12 protein-coding genes are annotated in these 19234 nt (G+C 55.1%); 5 read left to right on the top strand and 7 right to left on the bottom strand.

Annotation, left to right across the window (positions count from 1 at the left end):
• From QZ725_RS08015 to yaaA, 7 genes are all read right to left on the bottom strand, one after another.
• On the bottom strand, window positions 1-6682 hold a 6682-nt coding region (locus QZ725_RS08015), incomplete at its 3' end, for a hypothetical protein (RefSeq protein WP_293778275.1).
• Between the two features lie 48 nt (window positions 6683-6730).
• A complete protein-coding gene (locus QZ725_RS08020) occupies window positions 6731-8503 on the bottom strand; it encodes an ATP-binding cassette domain-containing protein (RefSeq protein WP_293778278.1) in 1773 nt (590 codons plus the stop codon).
• 39 nt (window positions 8504-8542) lie between these two features.
• Entirely contained in the window at window positions 8543-10204 is a 1662-nt protein-coding gene (locus QZ725_RS08025; protein ID WP_293778281.1) for a biopolymer transporter ExbB, read from the bottom strand.
• Between the two features lie 84 nt (window positions 10205-10288).
• Window positions 10289-11656, bottom strand: a complete 1368-nt coding sequence (locus QZ725_RS08030) for an HlyD family type I secretion periplasmic adaptor subunit (RefSeq protein ID WP_293778284.1) — start codon at window positions 11654-11656, stop codon at window positions 10289-10291.
• Window positions 11653-12429, bottom strand: a complete 777-nt coding sequence (locus tag QZ725_RS08035) for a hypothetical protein (protein WP_293778287.1) — start codon at window positions 12427-12429, stop codon at window positions 11653-11655. The genes QZ725_RS08030 and QZ725_RS08035 overlap by 4 nt, the downstream gene beginning before the upstream one ends.
• Before the next feature lie 17 nt (window positions 12430-12446).
• Window positions 12447-13898 (bottom strand): TolC family protein, encoded by a 1452-nt coding sequence (locus QZ725_RS08040; RefSeq protein ID WP_293778290.1) that lies wholly within the window; start codon window positions 13896-13898, stop codon window positions 12447-12449.
• 562 nt (window positions 13899-14460) lie between these two features.
• Complete coding sequence (yaaA, locus tag QZ725_RS08045) at window positions 14461-15237, bottom strand: peroxide stress protein YaaA (protein WP_293778362.1); 777 nt, start codon at window positions 15235-15237, stop codon at window positions 14461-14463.
• Between the two features lie 49 nt (window positions 15238-15286).
• Between yaaA and QZ725_RS08050 the strand changes: the two genes are divergently transcribed.
• The 5 genes from QZ725_RS08050 (at window position 15287) to pdxY (ending at window position 19122) form a co-directional block, all read left to right on the top strand.
• Window positions 15287-15736 carry a putative toxin-antitoxin system toxin component, PIN family gene (locus QZ725_RS08050; protein WP_366773956.1) on the top strand — a complete coding sequence of 150 codons (450 nt, stop codon included), beginning with the start codon at window positions 15287-15289 and terminating at the stop codon, window positions 15734-15736.
• A 233-nt stretch (window positions 15737-15969) separates the two neighbouring features.
• On the top strand, window positions 15970-16749 hold the full coding sequence (locus QZ725_RS08055; RefSeq protein WP_293778295.1) for an oxepin-CoA hydrolase, alternative type: 780 nt from the start codon (window positions 15970-15972) through the stop codon (window positions 16747-16749).
• Window positions 16746-17450 carry a histidine phosphatase family protein gene (locus QZ725_RS08060; protein WP_293778297.1) on the top strand — a complete coding sequence of 235 codons (705 nt, stop codon included), beginning with the start codon at window positions 16746-16748 and terminating at the stop codon, window positions 17448-17450. The genes QZ725_RS08055 and QZ725_RS08060 overlap by 4 nt, the downstream gene beginning before the upstream one ends.
• 90 nt (window positions 17451-17540) lie before the next feature.
• A complete protein-coding gene (locus QZ725_RS08065; protein WP_293778299.1) occupies window positions 17541-18233 on the top strand; it encodes a glutathione binding-like protein in 693 nt (230 codons plus the stop codon).
• A complete protein-coding gene (gene pdxY / locus QZ725_RS08070; RefSeq protein ID WP_293778302.1) occupies window positions 18220-19122 on the top strand; it encodes a pyridoxal kinase PdxY in 903 nt (300 codons plus the stop codon). Before QZ725_RS08065 ends, pdxY begins: the two co-directional genes overlap by 14 nt.
• Window positions 19123-19234 lie beyond the last annotated feature (112 nt).

Consider the following 19234-nt stretch of genomic DNA (forward strand, 5'->3'; position numbering starts at 1 on the left):
CGCTACCGCCTGTCACATCCTGAATATTGATATAGGTATCGGTCGTGGTCTTGCCGACGTTACCTTTACCTGCTGCTACGCCCGCAACCGTCTGATCCGACAGATTGATCGTCAATGTGCTGGCAAATCCTGCATAGATCACACGATCATGCGTACCACCTCCGCCATCGAACGTATTGACGTTCGTGGCATGCGCATAGAAGGTGTCGTCCTGACCACTACCGATCACGCTGCGAATGCCGGAATAAGTATCGCCTTCGGCATATCCATTCTTGCCGCTAAGGCCGGCGACAGAACCCTGCGTATTGGCATTCAGATTGACGATCACGGCAGCATTCGATGCGGCGTAACTGACGGTATCGCCAATTGTCGTCGCGCCCGCATCGCCGCCGCCGTTGAAAACATTGGCAACGGAACTGGCAATGAACAGATCGTTTCTGGCACTGCCGATGACGTTTTGGATACTTGTATATGTATCGCCTTCGGCGAAATTGTCTTTGCCGCTACGTCCGGCAATGCCCGATACCAACGTGTCCGACAGATTCACGCGAACGCTACCCGTTGACGAGGCATAGCTGACCGTGTTGTTGCCCGCACCGCCATCGAAATCATTGACTTCGCTACTTGCCACAAATGTGTCGTTACCACTGCCACCCGTTGCGTCACGAATACCAATGTAGGTATCGCCCGCCGCCGTACCGCCAAGTCCTGCACCCGTTGCCAGATTGATCGTCAAATTTGCTGAATCACCTGCATAACTGACGCGGTCACGTCCACCATTGCCCGTAAAGGTATTGTTTGCCGTACCGCCATAAAAAATATCATCGAAGTTACTGCCGACAACATTCTGGATATTGGTATAGCTATCGCCATCGGCATAGCCGAGACTGCCGCGCATCGTGGCGACCGTACCTTGTGTATTTGCACTCAGATTGACGATCACGCCCGTATCGGATGCACCGTAGTGCACCGTATTGCTGCCGGCACCGCCATCGAATACGTTGACTTGGGAACTGGCAATGAAGATATCGTTGCCCGTGCCGCCAGTCAGGTTCTGGATGTTGATATAGGTATCACCTTCCGCATCGCCATTCTTGCCACTGCCTGCGGCAACATTCACCGAATTGACTGTGATCGCTGCACCGGAGAGATTGACGATCACACCAGCAGAAGACGCACCGTAACTGACACGATTCGTTCCCAAGCCACCATCGAACGTATTGATACTGCCATTGGCCATGAATACGTCATCGTAATCACTACCGATCACGTTGCTGATACCGACATAGGTATCACCCTGCGCATAGCCATTCTGGCCACGGCCTGCGAGCACACTCTCCAGTTGTGAAGAAGCCAAATTGACGATAACGCCAGCCGTCGATGCCTTATAGCTCACCGTATCGCTACCGCCATTACCGGTAAAAACATTCGCCACCGAACTGGCGATGAACAAATCATTGCTCGTACTGCCAATCACATTTTGAATGTTGGTATAGGTATCGCCTTCGGCATAGCTGTCCTTGCCGCTACGTGCAGCCATATCGCCAAGGACCGTATCCGACAGGTTCACACGCACACCTCCCGTCGATGCGGCATAGCTGACCGTGTTGTTACCTGCACCGCCATCGAAATCATTAACTTCGCTACTCGCCACAAACGTGTCGTTACCGCTGCCACCTGTTGCATCGCGAATACCGATATAGGTATCGCCCGCCGCGGTACCGCCGAGGCCTGCACCAGTTGCCAGGTTGATTATCAGGTCAGACGAATCGCCTGCATAGCTGACGCGATCACGTCCACCATTGCCAGTAAACGTATTGTTCGCGGTACCGCCGTAAAAGGTATCGTCGAAATTGCTACCGACCACATTCTGTATGTTGCTGTAAGAATCGCCCTCGGCATAACCACCACTGCCCTGCATGCTGGCCAACGTGCCTTGCATACCAGAACTCAAGTTCACGGTCACCCCGTTGTTCGATGCACCGTAATGCACCGTGTTGCTGCCGGCACCACCGTCGAATACGTTGACTTGCGAACTGGCAATGAAGATATCGTTGCCCGCGCCGCCAGTCAGATTTTGGATGTTGCTATACGTATCACCTTCCGCATCGCCACTCTTGCCACTGCCAGCGGCCACGGTCACCGAATTGACGATGATTGCCGTGCCGGACAGATTGACGATCACGTCCCCGGATGACGCACCATAACTGACGCGGTTGGTACCCAAGCCACCATCGAAGGCGTTGGCACTGCCATTTGCCATGAAGACGTCATCGTAGTCACTCCCGATTACATTGCTGATGCCGCCATACGTATCGTCTTGTGCGTAACCGCCTTGACCACCCCCTGCGAGCACGCCTTCCTGCTGCGAAGAGGACAAATTGACGACAACACCCGCTCCGGATGCCTTGTAGCTGACCGTATCGCTACCGCCATTGCCCGTAAAAACGTTAGCGACCGAACTGGCAATAAAGAGATCGTCACTCGTACTACCGATCACGTTTTGAATGCCTGTATAGGTATCTCCCTCGGCATAGCTGTCCTTGCCACTACGCGCAACAATTCCGCCTATCGTCATATCGGACAGATTGATGCGGACACCACCGCTCGACGCGGCATAACTGACCGTGTTATTACCACCGCCGCCATCAAAATCGTTGGCATCGAGACTTGCGACGAAGGTATCGTTGCCCGCCCCCCCGGTGGCATCCTGAATACTGATATAGGTATCCCCTGCGGCATTGCCGTTTGAGCCTGTTCCCGCCGCCAGATTGATCACCAGATCGGCACTATCACTCGCGTAACTGACACGGTTGCGCCCACCACCACCATCAAAACGGTTCGCATCGGCACTACCGATGAAAGTATCGTTACCGGCACCACCCGTTGCATCCTGAATGTTCGTATAGGTATCGCCTTGCGCCATACCTCCGGTGCCATTACCTGAGAGCAGATCGATTGTCAGATCGGCCGTATCGTTTTCGTAGCTGACGCGATTACGTCCACCGCCACCATCGAGATGATTGACTTCGTTGCTGGCAATGAAAATGTCATTACCACTGCCACCCGTCACATCCTGAATGCGTATATAGGTATCGCCCTGCGCACGTCCACCCTGCCCCGTCCCGTTGACGAGATCGACGACCAGGTTGGCCGTATCGCCGGCATAGCTCACGCGGTTCTGTCCGCCACCGCCATCAAAACGGTTGACCTCATTGCTCGCAATAAACGTATCGTCATGCGCGCTACCGACCACATTCTGGATCGACGTGTATTGATCATTTTGTGCGTAACCGCCCGTGCCATTACCGTTAAGCAGATCAACGGTCACACCACTGGTCGATGGTGCGTAACTAACAGTATTACTGCCGAGCCCCCCATCGAACACATTTGCCACGGAACTGGCGACGAAGGTGTCATCGTAAGCCGTACCGACCGCATTCTGAATACCCTGATAAGTGTCACCTTCGGCAAAGCCTCCGGTACCTACGCCCGCGTTCAGGTCTACCGTCACGCCGTTGCCATCATTAGCCTTGGCATAACTAATGGTGTCGTTGCCACCATTGCCATTGAATGCATTGGCCGCCGCATTTGCATAAAACAGATCGTCGTATGTGCTACCGATGACGTTCTGAATATTGATATAGACATCGCCACTTGCGTACCCGCCACTGCCATTGCCCGTCATCAGATCGACCGTGACAGCCGCATTCGATGCCGCGTAACTCACCGTATTGCTGCCGCTGCCGCCATCGAAACGGTTGGCTTCGTTACTCGCGATGAAAGTGTCATTACCGCTACCACCTGTCGCATCCTGGATATTGACGAAGGTGTCTCCCGCTGCCAGGCTGCCTGCGCCTGACCCCGTGCCATTCGCCAGATCGACAGTCACACCAACCGTATCGTTGGCGTAGCTCACGCGATTACGTCCACCGATACCACCATCGAAGTGATTGGCATCGGCGCTGGCGACGAAAACGTCGTCGAAAGTCGTACCGATCACATTCTGTATGTTGACGAACCGGTCTCCCTGCGCGAAACCACCACTGGTACCGACGCCATTGGCATGAAACAGATCGACAATCACGCCACCTGTGGTGGAATAACTGTAATCCACCGTATTGGAGCCACCGCTGCCACCGTTAAAGACATTGGCAGCATCATTGGCGTAAAACAGATCGTTACCACTGCCACCGATCACATTTTCGATATTGAGCAGACGATCGCCGTCGGCAAGACTGCCGGAACCCGAGCCTTCTCCCGTCACGAGGTTAACGACAACCCCGACGGTATCCGCTGCATAAGTGACCGTATCCACTCCACCCAAACCATCGAAGGTATCTGCACGATCACTGGCTATGAATAAATCGCCGTAGGCACTACCGACGAACTTGTCGATGTTGGTATAGGACTGCGAATATGTCGGTAGATTATTCGCATCACCAACAGAGGTTACGGCTCCACCGACATTCCGCTGAGCGTCAATGGTAACCGCCGATAGAAAACGATCGTATTGCACCGTATCAAACCCACCGCTACCACCATCGAAGTGCTTGCTTGAAGGATCGGCGACGAAGGTGTCGTCGAACGCACTGCCGATCGCATTCTGAATATCACGATAGGTATCGTCCCCCGCATTGCCGCCAAAACCCTTGCCTTGGTAGAAATCGACCGTCACCCCTTGCGAGGAGCCGGCGTAGCTAACGGTATTGGTGCCATCACCACCCTCAAAATGATTTTTATCGGCATTGCCGATAAAAAGGTCGTCATAGGCGCTACCGATTACATTCTGAATATTGACGTAACGATCACCGGTAGCATCACCACCGCTACCTTGGCCCGTCAACAGATTGACCGTCACACCGCTTGTGCCGCCACTTGAGGGAGAAGAAGCATACGACACGGTATTCGAACCGCCAGCACCACCATCAAACGAATTGGCGCCACTACCGGCGATAAAGGTATCGCTGAAACTCGAACCGACGACATTGTCGATGTTTGTGAACGTGACATTCTGTGCGTAGCCACCGGCACCCGTGCCTGTCTTGAGATTTACGGTGACGGCAGCGTTCGATGCCGAGTAATCGATCGTGTCGCTGCCACCAGTACCACCATCAATGGTTTTCGTATTGGCCCCGACAATGAACACGTCATCGTGCGCACTACCGATTGCACTGTGGATATTGATCAGCATGTCCTGTCCGCCGAAACCATCAAGCGCAGTACCTGTATGCAAATCGACAGTCACGCCGGAAGTCGAGCCCTTGTAACCAACGGTATTGACGTTGGTGCCACCGCTGTTTGTACCGCCATGTAAGATGTCGTTACCTGCACCGCCTTCGAAATAGGTATTGCCTTTGCCGCCATAAATCGTATCGTTACCCGTCCCGCCATACAGATAATCGTTGGCATTACTGCCATAGATTGTGGTACCAGCATTGTCGCCCGCATATACGATGTGCGAGAGGCCTTGCGCCGGCAGCACGAATACGCTTTCCCCGGTAACCGGATTGGCATAAGTCAGATCATTGGCTGTGGTGGCATCCTTGACGACAACCTGCTTGACCGATGTCACTGTCTGCACGCCGTCTGTCGTAATCACATTCAAGCTGAAAGTCAGCTTGAAGTCGGCATGGATCGGCGCTCCAGCATTGGGTTCGACCGTGTTGTACTGCAACTGCACTGGATAGTCTTTGGTATTCGGCGAAACATTGATCTGGTAAGCGCCATTTCCCAAATTCGTAGCACCGACAATGGTCATATCGTTGGGCACGCCAGTGACAACCAGCGATTGCACATTGCCATCACCGGTAATCTTTACATCCAGTATCTTGATAAAGGTACCGTCTGGCTGAGTGGGTGTCGCAACTGCCGGCGCTGTTCCAGTCGCATAAATCGTGGTGACATCGTTGCCGGCACGGATGATCTGTGGCGCGATCTGCGCAACGTTGGACGGATTGACCGAGGAATTCAACTCGCTACTGCCGCCGCTCCCGTACAGAATGCTACCGACCTGCGTGGTGCCGGTCAGATTGACGAGTCGTATATCCATCGCCGGCTCATTCGGCCCAACCACATATTCCTGTGGTGTCTTACCCGGCCGTTCCGGCGGCACTTGCGAGATCTGACGCGTCGGTGCCTGCTTGGCAACCTCGCCCAGATTATTGGTGGTGAAATCGTTGAGCGGCTGTGCATTGTTTTGCACCACGGTCGCCAGTTGCGATAACGCCTGGCTGATCGCCGCAAGCGTCGCGTTAGCTGCCTGCGCCTGACTGGCGAGATCATGACTGGTTTCACTATCACGTGGTCCGCGCTGATCGTCTTCTGCAGCACCGCGATTGATCGGTTCGGAGTTCAATACCTGAGGATGATCGAATTTTTGCAACTCGATCTTGCCGACCTGCTCGAGCAACCGTGCCGCCGTATCAGGGCCATTGCTGAAATCCACACGGACATTGCCATCCAGCGCGCCAATCGCGCCGCCCGCCAGCACCATCCGCGTGCCATCCTTGAGCACCAGCACCATATCCACATCGACGATCTGGATCTTGGCCACATCGCCTTTGCCGACTTTCAGATGAAAATTTCCATCCTGATCGGGCGTAACGACACGGATCGGTGTGCCTTTGCCATCGCTCGCCACTTGCGTTGCGACGGTTTTGGAAATCGGTGTATTAGCCATAACTGCTTCCTTGCCTCAAGGATGCATCTCACGATGCATCAAGATTCATCACTGCAATATTTGCGCCCGTGGACCATCGGTAATGATCTTGCCGTCATCGAGCACGATGATGCGATCCATGCGCCGCAGCAATAACGGGCTGTGCGTTGCCACAATCAAGGTGCGATTTTCCGAAAATTGCAGCAAGCGATCGACGATGCGCGCTTCGCTGGCCTGATCGATGCCGGTCGTCGGCTCATCCAGCAGGAGCACGTTCGGCATGCCTGCAATCGTGCGTGCCAACGCCACCATCTGGCGCTGCCCACCGGACAGATTGCCAGGCGCTGTCACCAACTGGTCAAGTCGCAAACTGCCACCCGCGATCAGTTCATCCATGCCGGAGACGGCAAGCGCCGTCTGATAGACACGCGTACTGATCATGTCTTCGGCAAAAATGTTCGATGCCAGGGTGCCATCGAACAGAAAAGGTTCCTGCGGCTTGTAGCCGATGGCGCGCATGCGTACCGCATCCGGATAAGCCGCCAGCGCCACGCCGTCGTACAACACATGGCCGGCATCGGCGCGATATACGCCAGCCAGACAGCGCAAAAGCGTCGATTTGCCGGAGCCGGAACGCCCCACGATGCCGACTTTCTCGCCAGGCTGAATGGCAAACGACAATTGCTTGAGCATGGCGGGCTCACCCGGACGCACGCTGTACGCCAAGCCGTTGACCTGAATGCGGCCGTCAATACGTTCACGCTCCACTTCGCCGGAGGCACTATCGATATCGGAGGTTCCGACGAACAGGGATTCGAATGCCGTTTTCGCCTGACGGAATGCATCGATACGCGTTGCGACCGTGGCAACGGATGACAACATCGAACCAGCACGCGAGGCCAGCATCGACGACGCGATCAGCGCACCCACCGTCAAGCCGCCATCCTCTACCAGATACACACCGACCACGAGCACACCGACCGTGATCAGGGCATAGCTGAAATTCGAAATCGTGTAACCCACAACCGACCAGAAACGTCCCTTCGCCTGTACCACGGCCGACTCTTCCGCATCGGCTGAGAAGAGACCGAGAATCCGTTTTTGCAATGGGGAAGTGCGCAGGGTTTCCACACCGAACACCAGTCCGGCCAGCTTGTCGGTTTTGGCGGCACCGGTTGTCATCGCCATACGGCCATAATCCATCGCCGGTATCTTGCACAGCCATTGCGCCAGCAACAGAAAACCGCCACCCACCAACACGACCCATGCGATGCTGCCGCCGATCAAGCCGAGTGCAACCAGATACAACAACAGGAAAGGCAGATCGATAATGACCAGCATGTAATTCGAAGACAGCAGATCGCGTGCACTCGCCATGTCACGGTAGCGCGCCAAGACCACGCCCACCGGCCATGTCACACGCGCTGCCAGCAGTTTCTGCACGACGGCATGATCGAATTCGAGATCGAACTTGCCGGCCAGTTGTTCGACGTAATAGGTGCGTATCACGCGCAATACGAATTCCAGCACCACGAACAACAGCATGCCGATCGTCAGCGCCCACAGTGTTTCGGTGATGTGATTGCCGATTACCTTGTCATATACCAGACGCGAATAGAGCGGCATCAGCAGCCCGAACAGATTGATAAGCAAACCCGCCACGACGATTTCAACCAATCGCTTGCCGTAGGCACGCAACATCGTCACGTAGAGTGGATCGCGCGTGAGTTCGCCAACCAGTTCACGCAACTCGCCTTTCGGCCGCATGCCGGCTGTCGCCGCAGCAGCGGCCGCTTCGGCTGGCGGCAAGGCACTGGCAGGCAAATCGGGAATCTGGCTCATGGCTGTCGTCGTTTATCGATCGATTGTTTCATTGTCGATCTAGCGATCGGCTTTTGTCGCAAGCTCACGCATGGCTTCACGCAGTTCCAGACGCAAATCCTTGATCATGGTCTGGCGGCCGCTGCGCATCTCTTCAATGATGGTTTGCGACAGCACATTCTGCCGCATCAGTGCTTCGCTGATGCCAGCCAATGCCTGCGGAATCGCCTCGAGTCCCTTGATGCGTTCGTTCTGTGCCGCCATGTGTTTGGCCAGATCGATCTGCAATTGACGTGCTGCCAGTGCATCGCGCGTGATATTGCTGGAGTTTTCGCCAATCACAGTACCAAGCTGTCCCAGACGCGTCGCCACGTTGGAGTGAATATCGGCCTGATGCTGAATCGCATTCAGCTCATCCGTCATGCGATTGGAGATCTGCGTCAGCAAGCCCGGCAGTTGTGCCATATGCTGTGCCGAACGCTCGTACGAAGAGGCCAGTTCGGATTGCTGCACTTGCAGCGAGTTGAGCGACGACGACACCGCGCTCTGCCCCACTTGCATGGTATTGACGATCTGCGGCAGGACATCAAGGCTGCGCAACGCAATGTCGCCATTGAGATTCAGGCGTTCGTTCAATACTGACAGGCTTTGCGTGATGTCTTGCGACGACGACAGTTTCTGGTTGATCAATTGCCCCAGATTGCGGATTTCTTCCAGCGTCTGCTGGCCGACTTCGTGCATGCGCGGACCGAACGCCACGAGCTGCCGTGTTGCCTTGGACTCATCGATGCTGTCCTGAAACAAGCGCCCAATTCCTGCCAGACGCTCGTTCATCGCCTCCAGCTTCATGCCGGCCTGCAGCGACGCATCGGAACTGTTCCGCGACGTTAGCACCGATTCACGTTGCAGCACCATCAGATCGTGGAGAAACTCCGCGAGGAAGGACTCGGAAATACCCTGACGCTGAGAGGCGCCAGGCCCGGAAGCCTCGTGCACGACATGCTTGACCATCTCGCTGATGCAATTACGTGCCGAGACCACCATACGCTTGCCGGCGCCGCGCAAGCAGACTAGTGTCAAACCCAGAGCCAGCGAACCAATCAGACCGAACATCGAGGCACTGAACGCTGTCCCCATGCTGGCGAGCGGCTTGTTCAGGTCGGCCACCAGATGCGCAAACGACGCATCCATGTTTTCCCCTTGGCTCGCGGCACCGAAACCGTTGATCAGGTCAGCCGTGCTGACCAGGGTTTCCAGCAGGCCAATGAACGTACCGAGCAAACCCAGCGCGATCATGAATCCGGTGAGGTACTGCGGAAATTCCATACGTGCATCGAGATGCGATTGCAGATCGGCCAATGAGCGCTCGATCGTTTCCTGCTCGATACGGGAAGTCAGACGCCCCTTGGTGTTTGCCACACTAACGAGCACCTTGGCGATTTCGGATCCTTCAAATACCGGATCCTTGACCAGAACGTCCAGCTCTTCTCCAGCATTGCTACGCTGGTAGAACAGCATCAGCTTGTCGTATTCCCAATTGACCTTGTAGATGTCGTACATGATCAAGCCGATCCCGAACACCGCCACCGAAATGATGAACAGGTTCAGCATCGGATTGATGTGAATCGCATGCAGTACGAAATCGCGAAACAGAATCCCGCCCGTCAGCAGGAACAGCGTAGGAATCACCGCAAGGAAATAGTATTTGCGCAAGTTTTTCATGATGCCGATGGGTCCGAGGTGATGATTGAATGAATGATTCGGTTGATGTGCAATTGCCGTTCCAGGTGGGGGAGCGATGTCATGTCATGGCTCCCGCAAAGCGGTTTGTGAAAAACGATGGATGGGAGACATCAGGTACTGCCAAACCGTACGGCGTCCGACCACGATATCGGCAGTCGCCGTCATGCCTGGCAACAGCGGCATGCCGTCTGCCACATCTTTCAGTTCGGCCACCTTGCGTGCCACTTCGATCTTCACGCGATATTTGCGCTCGCCCTTTTCTTCCGGCACGGTATCTGCACTAATCTCGGTCACCTTGCCTGCCATCGAACCGTAGACACCATAGTCGTAGGCAGTCACTTTCACGCGTGCCGGTCTGCCGATGGCTAGTTGCGCACGATCGGTCGGGCTGACACCGGCTTCGACTACGACCTTGTCATCTAATGGCGTCATTTCAAGAATCGGATCACCCGGCTTGACCACACCGCCGACCGTCGTGACGAAAATGCGGTTGATCACACCATCCATGGGCGCGCGTACTTCCGAGCGCGACACGCGGTCGTTACGAATTTTCATGTCTTCAGAAAGACGCGCCAGTTCGGTTTCGGCCAGCGTCAGATCGGCGTGCGCCTCGGCGCGAAAGCGCGACACGCCATCGCCTACCTTGGCCTGTGCTTCCGATATTGCAGCACGCAGGCGCGGAATCATGGCGTTGGTCGCACTCAGACGGCTGCGCGCATCCTGCACGCGCGATTGCGCCTGAATGTCTTCTAATTGTGACGCTGCGCTCTTGAGGTACATCGCATGTACAAGCTGGTATTGTTTTTCAGCCAGCGCCAGCTCTTCGCTCAAACTCTTTTGTCGACTCGTGCTCTCTGCCAGTTCGGCCTGACGCTGCACAGCCTGTTCGCGCAAGATATTCAATTCACCGTTGAGTTTGGTCTGGCGCGCCTGAAAGGTCGCCACTTCGTTTTGCACGATTTGCGAATCGGCTGGCAAATCCGCCGGCATGTCCAGCTTGCTGGCCCCGCTGGACTCTGCATTCAGCCGAGCCACACGTGCGCGCAAGCCCTGCAACTTGACCATGCCTTCACCCTGATTTGCACTAGCCTGTACGTCGCGAATCGTGATCAATACCTGATCCTTGCGCACGCTGGTGCCTTCACGCGCGAGAATGCCGGAAACAATACCGCCCTCAAGATGCTGCACGATCTGATTGTGTTCGGAAGGCACGATACGTCCCTGGCCGCGCACAACCATATCAATCGGTGCAAACCACGACCAGACGATCAAAAGCAAGGTTAAACCCAGCACGACCAGCACAAACATGCGCGGGCGCGGCATGCGTTGCGCCTCGGCCAGGCCGCGATCCAGCTTCGGCACCGCGCGACGTACAGCAGCTGTCACACGCTCCATGAAACGCGGCTTGTGCGGATCGCCCGATGTGCTCATGATGCCTTGCTCACATATTGAATGACGACCGACGCATCACCATTCGTACTTTCGGCACCCGGCACGACGCGACTGACCACGCTGGACGGTGACACGCCGACATCGATCAGATAATTGCGCACGGCCATCGCACGGTAGTAGGCGCGACGACGACCTTCAGTGTACGACACGGTGCCGATGACGCCCGTCACCACCACTTTGCCCTGCCCGCTCTTGATGCGATCCGCCCAACGACGGATGTTGGCATCGAGCTTTTTGGTCGCCTCGCTACCGAGTTCCACACCATCACGATCGAACTGCAAGGTAATCGCGTCGGCCTGCGCATCGAGCGCGATACCTGGCAGCACATCGACCACTTGCGCAGGTTTGTCTTTCTCGACCTGAATTGCCTTGCTCGGAGCACCTTCGGCGCTACGCATGCTGCCGGAAATGGTTTGCGTGTTGGCCGCCAGTTGCATTTTTAGCGAGGCAACCTGTGCCTTGAGATCGGCAATTTCTTTTGCTTGTGCCGAATTTTCACCCGATGGCGGTTGATTACCAAGCTCTGCCTTCTTTTGCCCCGTCAGCGCCGGATTGCTGGTCGGCGGCGTCACGTCCTGCTTTTGCTGTTCCTGTCTTTCAATAAACTTTACTGCACGAAATTGTGTCAACTTTTGCGAGTAGTAGAACAACGTCACCACGAAAACCACGACCACAAAAATCATGACCAGCACAACGTTCGACAAGGCATCCACGAAGCCTGGCCAGAAATTCTGTTCTTTTCCGCCTTCCATGTTCTTATCCCATCGCCTTAATGCTGGTCTTCGAAGGACGCTGCAGCACGGCCCGTGTTGCGCAAAATCTGATAGCTGATATCTGCCTGCAGAAACAGTAGTTGCACCAAATCTACCTGTGACTGGTATGCCTGTTGGTACGCATCGAGGACATCCAGCAACTGCTTGCTGCCGGTCGCCAACTGATCGAGGAAAATATCGGCCACGCCCGCATTGGTTTCATATGCCTGGCGTGCCACACGGATGCGCTTCTTCACCGCATCGAGCGTGCGATAGTTGATTTCGATCTGCTCCTTGAGCTTGCGCTCGATATCCGACGCGGTATTGGCTTTATCCACGTACCGCGTACCGACTTCCTTCTGGTAGTAGTAATCGGAACCGCCGTTCAGCAGGTTCATGTTCATGACGAACATGTAGCGTCTATCCGTCGTCAGCACGCCATCGCCGCCCGCATTGTTGGTACGAATCTGTGACATCTCGACCGAAAAAGTCGGTGAAAAACGCGAACGTGCTGCCCGCAATTCCTGACTGGCCGCCGCGGCATCTTCACGTGCGGCACGCACGGCCGGATTGGTTTCGTAAATCTTTTCGAGCGCAGCCAGCGAAGTCCCAGGCACCAAAGGCATCATCTTTTGCGGAATCGTCACCTGGCGTGTCCGTACACCCGTCAATTGCGTCAGTGTGACCAGCGCGCTTTCCAACGCACCTTCCGCTTCGATCACCGCCGATTTCGCCGACAACGCACGACCGCGCACCCGTTCGAAATCCACGCGACTCGCGCCACCACCCTGCACCCGTTTGTCCATATAGTCCTGCAAACCTTCCATGCGTTGTGCATAGCGGTTGGCAAAAGTCACTGCTGCGTAGGCACGGATCAGGTCGTAATAGGCCTTTACGGCTTGGTAGTACAGCGATTCACGCGCGTCTTCGCGGCGCATGTCCGCTGCATCGGCCAGCGAAGCATTCTTTCTGTAATCGAAATAGGAAGCCGGACTGAATAGCGGCTGGCGCAAGACAACGCTGGTGTCCCAACGGTTATGCGTATCGCTGGCAGCGGCGCGTCCAGTCGTTTGGTCGACGAACGACGCCGGTGCCGAATACTCGCGACCACGCTGACCACGAAAATCGAGCGAGGGCCCGAGTTGACCCAAGGCAGCATTTTTTGCATAAACGGCACCTTCGGCGCGCGCTGACGAAGCCGTATAGCTATAGCTGTTCTGGAGCGTACGCGCCAGCGCTTCTTCCAGGGAAACGGAACTCTGCAGCGGGCCGTCCGCACTCATCAAGGTGTCGGGTAATGCGATCGCCGTTCCCGCAAAGACGGCATCTGCCTCGCGCAGCATGCGCAGGATTTCATCGTCTTCGCCATTTTTATTGGTCAGTCGCGAAGCGACGGCAGCGTTGCTGCCATTTGGCGGAACACGGTTGTTTGCAACAGCGGGATCAGACTGCGCCAGTTTGACTGGCATATCAACGTTTGCTGAAGATACGCTCAGTGAATCGCGCGATAGTCTTAACGAAAGTGGTGCAGGAAAACGTGGATTGGACGACGCTATCACCGCGGACGAAATCGTCAGCAAGACGGCGCAACGTAAAACATCTGGAAAAGAAATGCGGATCATGAACCATCTGCGTGCATAGACGCTGTTGCATTGCGATGCCTATCAAAACATCGACATGGAAAAACACTACTTTTCGAAGAAATTTTCTTCAGAGAATTATAAATGCCATCAAGCAATTAATACGCCATCCTCTTCGTGTTTAGTTGCTGCCTCACAACCGATAAAAATATAAATGCCAAGAAAAAAGCCCAATTAATTTCCACATGGAAATTAATTGGGCTTGAAGTATTAAAGCGGAATCTTGTCTAACCCTTTATCTACGCGGGCTTACGAACTTCAATCAGAAAATATGTCACTTTGGAGATCGCTTATCCTACAAATAATAATTATTCTGAAAATATTGTGAACAAATGTGTCATCAGCGCGTCACAAATTTCCATTTGGAAAATAAATACGCTTTTTTCTTCGGTTAGTTTTCCTGTTTGCGCTTGAATACCCAATTTGTTGCATCGGATTGCATCTCGTCGAAGGTATACCCTTCCATATCGAATTTCTTCAGGGCTTGCACTCGCTTAAGCTTTTTAACCGCCGCGTAACGTGCCATCAAGCCACGGGCGCGTTTGGCATAAAACGAAACGATCTTGTATTGCCCGTTTTTCCAATCAAGGAAAGTCGGCGTGATGACCGGCACGTCGAGAAGCCGCGGCCTGATGACCTTGAAGTATTCTTCCGATGCGAGATTGACCAGCGCCTCCGCCTTGATCGTCTCAATTTGCGCCTTCACCGCCTGCGTGACCTCATCGCCCCAGAATGCATACAAATCCTTACCGGCCGGGTTCGCCAGCCGCGTCCCCATTTCCAATCGATAGGGTTGCATCAGATCGAGGGGACGCAACAGGCCATAAAGACCGGATAAAATGCGAAGGTGCGTCTGCGCATAATCGAGTTGCCCAGCATCGAGACTGCCAGCATCCAGCCCTTCATACACATCACCATTGAAAGCCAGCACCGCCTGCTTGGCATTCGCGGAGGTAAAGCGCGTGGACCACTCCGCATAACGGTTGACATTCAAGGTCGCCAACTGGTCGGATATCTTCATGAGACTGCCGATCTGCGCCGGCGATTGCTGCCGCAAAATCTCGATGAGTTCGGCGGACCGCTTGACGAAATCCGGCTTGGTGCTGACATTGGTGGTGGCGGACGTGTCGTAATCTAGGGTCTTTGCAGGCGATAAAACTATGAGCATTGTTGATTCAGTACAGAACACAAAAACGGTAATGATACCGAACCGCATCGTGATCGACACCAACGTCTGTCTCGATCTCTTTGTTTTCCGCGATCCACGTTGGAGCCTGCTGCTGCAAGGCTTGCAAAGCGGTGAGCTTGACGCGATTACACGCGAAGACTGTCGCAAGGAATGGCAGATTGTGCTCGGCTATTCGCATTTGAAGCTCGATACCGAGCAACGCGCCAAGATCGGTGAAGAATTCGATGCACTGATCCGTTGCCATTCCCTGCCCGCTTCTTCCGAAGAGGCACTCAAACTGCCCGTCTGCAAGGACAAGGACGATCAGAAATTTCTCGAAGTCGCCCGCGATCATCAAGCTGCGGTGTTGATTACCAAGGACAAGGCCCTGCTCAAGTTAGCCAAACGCACACGCCGGGAAGGCCTGTTCGCCATCCTGACGCCTGAAACCTGGACCGCAAGTCAACTCGAATATCAAACATCACGCACTGCGGCCTGATCACCGCGAGAAGCCCAGCGTTTCCAGTTGAAACGCTGCAGATATGTGCATGGGCACGTATTTGGTCCATGGCGCATCGCTATCTAGCTAACCGCGCATCGCTCAACAGACAATTCCACCGTACATGCGCTCAGCGCAATGCTGCCTTGCCTTATCTTCGCGCCATCTCATTGCACGCAAGCCGCAAAGGCTTGCTGTATAGTCTGATGCACCCTCTTTCTCTCTCATGAAACATGACCGCTGAGATCCAGGCTTCACGCCAAGACGCTACGCTGATCCTTACCCTTTCCAATCCGGGTGCACGTAATGCATTGCACCCGGACATGTTCGCCGCTGCCATTGAAGTGTTGAGCACGGCGGAACGCGATGATTCGATTCGCGCTGTCGTTCTCACCGGTGCCGACAATTTCTTCTGCGCCGGTGGCAACCTGAATCGCCTGCTCGATCATCGCAAGATGGATGCCCTGCAACAGGCAGAAGGCGTGGACCTGCTGCGCGGCTGGATCGAAGCAATCCGCGATTGCCCCAAACCCGTCATCGCCGCCGTCGAAGGTGCCGCAGCCGGTGCGGGGTTTTCGCTGGCACTGGCATGCGATCTGATTGTCGCCGGTCAAACGACACGCTTTGCGATGTCCTACGTCAAGGTCGGCTTGACGCCCGATGGCGGCGGCTCGTGGTTTCTGTCGCAAGCATTACCGCGCCAGTTGGCAACCGAACTCATGATCGAAGGCAAACCTGTCGATGCAAGCCGTCTGCATGCTCTCGGCGTCATCAATCGACTCGTGCCGGATGGCCAGACGTTGCACGAAGCCCTCACATGGGCCGACGATCTGGCCGGCTTGTCTTCCAACGCCATGGATCGCATCAAGCTGCTGGCGCGCGAAGCGACCGACAATTCTCTGTCACGCCATTTCGAGGCCGAACGTCGCCACTTCATCGAAAGCCTCAATCATCCGCATGCGGAAGAAGGCATCTCCGCCTTCCTGGACAAACGCACGCCGGATTACAAATGACGCACGCGCAAAGAAGACGCATCTATTTGATGCGCCACGGCAGCGTGACCTACTTCGATGAAAACGGCCATCCCTACGCACACGATGTGGTGCCGCTCAACGCAGTTGGGCGCGAACAAACCACGGCAGCCGGACGCAGTTTTGCCGAACAAGGGATTCGCTTTGATCGTGTGATCACTTCCGATTTGCCGCGCACCATCGAATCCGCACAGAGGGTACTGGCGGAAACCGGGCAACCGATCGACATCGAGTCATGGCCCGATTTCACCGAAGTCCGCGGCCATCGTCTGGATGCATTGGCTGACGATGAACTTGAAGAAGCCTTTACCAGCGCCTTTTCCTGCATGGCTGGCGAACACTGTCGCTTTCTCGGCGGCGAGAGCGTAGGCGAACTGATGGATCGAATTCACCCCGTCATCGACAAGCTGCGTGCCGATGCTGCATGGGATACGGTGTTGCTGGTCCTGCACGGCGGTGTCAATCGCGCGCTGTTATCGTATGCGATCACGGGCCAGCGTCTTTTCCTTGGCAATCTGGAACAGGCTCCAGGCTGCATCAACGTGCTCGATGTCGGACACAAGCCCAATGACTGGCTGATTCACACCATCAACTACACGCCGCCACGTCCCTTGCACACGCATACGCGCCTGACCAGCATGGAAGAAGGGTTGCACCATTACCGCAAATCACGCGGGCTTTAGGCCAATCCACATCTCTCGACACAGCGCGACACTGCAATAGCAAACAACGATTTCCTGCATCATCCAGACCTGATTTTTCTTGGAGAATTTATGATCGATCTCTACTCTACCGCTACGCCGAACGGCCACAAGATTCACATCATGCTTGAAGAGTGCGGTTTCGCGTATCGCCCGCATCATGTCGATATCGGCACGGGCGACCAGTTCAAGCCCGACTTCCTGAAAATTTCTCCCAACAACAAGATCCCCGCCATCGTCGATCATGCAGGGCCGGATGGCAAACCAATGTCCTTGTTCGAATCCGGTGCAATTCTCGTCTACCTGGCCAGCAAGGCGGGACGCTTTCTGGGCACGATCGACCGCGAAAAATATGAAACATTGCAATGGCTGATGTTCCAGATGGGCGGTGTTGGCCCGATGCTCGGACAGGCACATCACTTCCGCATGTATGCGCCGGAAAAAATCGACTACGCGATCAATCGTTATACCAATGAAGCCAAGCGTTTGTACGGTGTGATTGATCGCCGTCTGGCTGAAACGCCCTACCTCGCCGGCGACAACTACACCATCGCCGATATTGCGACTTTCCCATGGCTGCGGTCTTGGGAAAAACAAGGCATCACGCTGAGCGACTATCCGCATCTCAAGCGTTGGTTTGACGAAATCAATGAGCGGCCCGCCGTGCAGAAAGGCACCAAGATGTTTGTTGATGTGCGCAATACCGTCATCGACGACAAGGCCCGCGAGATGCTGTATGGCGCGACCCAATATGCCAAACGCTGAACAAGCCGCAAAAACCGGATCGACACCGCTGGTTCTGTCGATCCAATCACACGTAGCCTACGGCCATGTCGGCAATGCCGCAGCCGTCCTGCCTCTGCAACTGCTTGGCGTACAGCCGGTTGCCATTCATACCGTGCAATTTTCGAATCACACAGGCTATGGCGAATTCAAGGGACAGGTCTTTTCTGCCGACCATATCCGCGACGTGCTTGACGGCTTGCGTGCACGAGGCGTGCTGGAAAATTGTTGCGCGGTCCTCTCCGGGTATCTCGGCGATGCCGCAATCGGCGAAGTCATTCTTTCGGCCGTGCGCGATATTCGCGCGCAGCAACCGAATCTGATTTATCTGTGCGATCCGGTGATGGGTGATGTCGGGCGCGGCGTTTTTGTACGCCCGGGCATTCCGGAATTCCTGCGAAATCAGGCATTGCCAGAAGCCAGCCTCATCACACCGAATCATTACGAATTCGAACTATTGTGCGGTCACGCCGTGACAAGCGTGCCGCAAACCATTGAGACTGCACGCACCTTGCTAGGCAGCAAACAACGACGCGGCCCCACGACCGTTGTCATCACCAGTCTTCGCACGGAAGATTTGCCTGACGATCGCTTGCACACGCTGGTTGTAACGAATAGCCAAGCGTGGATCATCGCGACACCACTGATACAGTGCGATCCACTGCCGAACGGCATGGGCGATGTGTTGTCGGCCATTCTTCTGGGACGCTTGTTGACGGGCCATCCCGTGCAGGAAGCCACCGCGCTGGCAGTAAGCAGCCTTTATGCACTGGTCGCCAGGACAGCGCCCGGACAACGCGATCTGCCCCTGATTACGGAACGTGTGCAATTAACGGAGCCGCAAGAGCAATTTCATGCGATCAGCGTGTAAGACCGGAATCTCACGCAATCCGGCCAATTTGTTTCCCTGATCGTTTTGATCGTCAGGGAAAATCAGCACAGCAATTCTTGCCGGATCCTGCCTTACGCACAGTAAGTCTGCG

The organism is uncultured Oxalicibacterium sp., assembly GCF_913776015.1.
Taxonomy (GTDB): Bacteria; Pseudomonadota; Gammaproteobacteria; order Burkholderiales; family Burkholderiaceae_D; genus Oxalicibacterium.

Bases quoted from the DNA above. Each gene is read 5' to 3' on its own strand.
- pdxY (WP_293778302.1), top strand. From the start codon at position 18,220: ATGCCAAACGCTGAACAAGCCGCAAAAACCGGATCGACACCGCTGGTT.
- QZ725_RS08020 (WP_293778278.1), bottom strand. From the start codon at position 8,503: ATGAGCCAGATTCCCGATTTGCCTGCCAGTGCCTTGCCGCCAGCCGAA.
- QZ725_RS08060 (WP_293778297.1), top strand. From the start codon at position 16,746: ATGACGCACGCGCAAAGAAGACGCATCTATTTGATGCGCCACGGCAGC.
- QZ725_RS08040 (WP_293778290.1), bottom strand. From the start codon at position 13,898: ATGCCAGTCAAACTGGCGCAGTCTGATCCCGCTGTTGCAAACAACCGT.
- QZ725_RS08025 (WP_293778281.1), bottom strand. From the start codon at position 10,204: ATGAAAAACTTGCGCAAATACTATTTCCTTGCGGTGATTCCTACGCTG.
- yaaA (WP_293778362.1), bottom strand. From the start codon at position 15,237: ATGCTCATAGTTTTATCGCCTGCAAAGACCCTAGATTACGACACGTCC.
- QZ725_RS08065 (WP_293778299.1), top strand. From the start codon at position 17,541: ATGATCGATCTCTACTCTACCGCTACGCCGAACGGCCACAAGATTCAC.
- QZ725_RS08055 (WP_293778295.1), top strand. From the start codon at position 15,970: ATGACCGCTGAGATCCAGGCTTCACGCCAAGACGCTACGCTGATCCTT.
- QZ725_RS08035 (WP_293778287.1), bottom strand. From the start codon at position 12,429: ATGGAAGGCGGAAAAGAACAGAATTTCTGGCCAGGCTTCGTGGATGCC.
- QZ725_RS08030 (WP_293778284.1), bottom strand. From the start codon at position 11,656: ATGAGCACATCGGGCGATCCGCACAAGCCGCGTTTCATGGAGCGTGTG.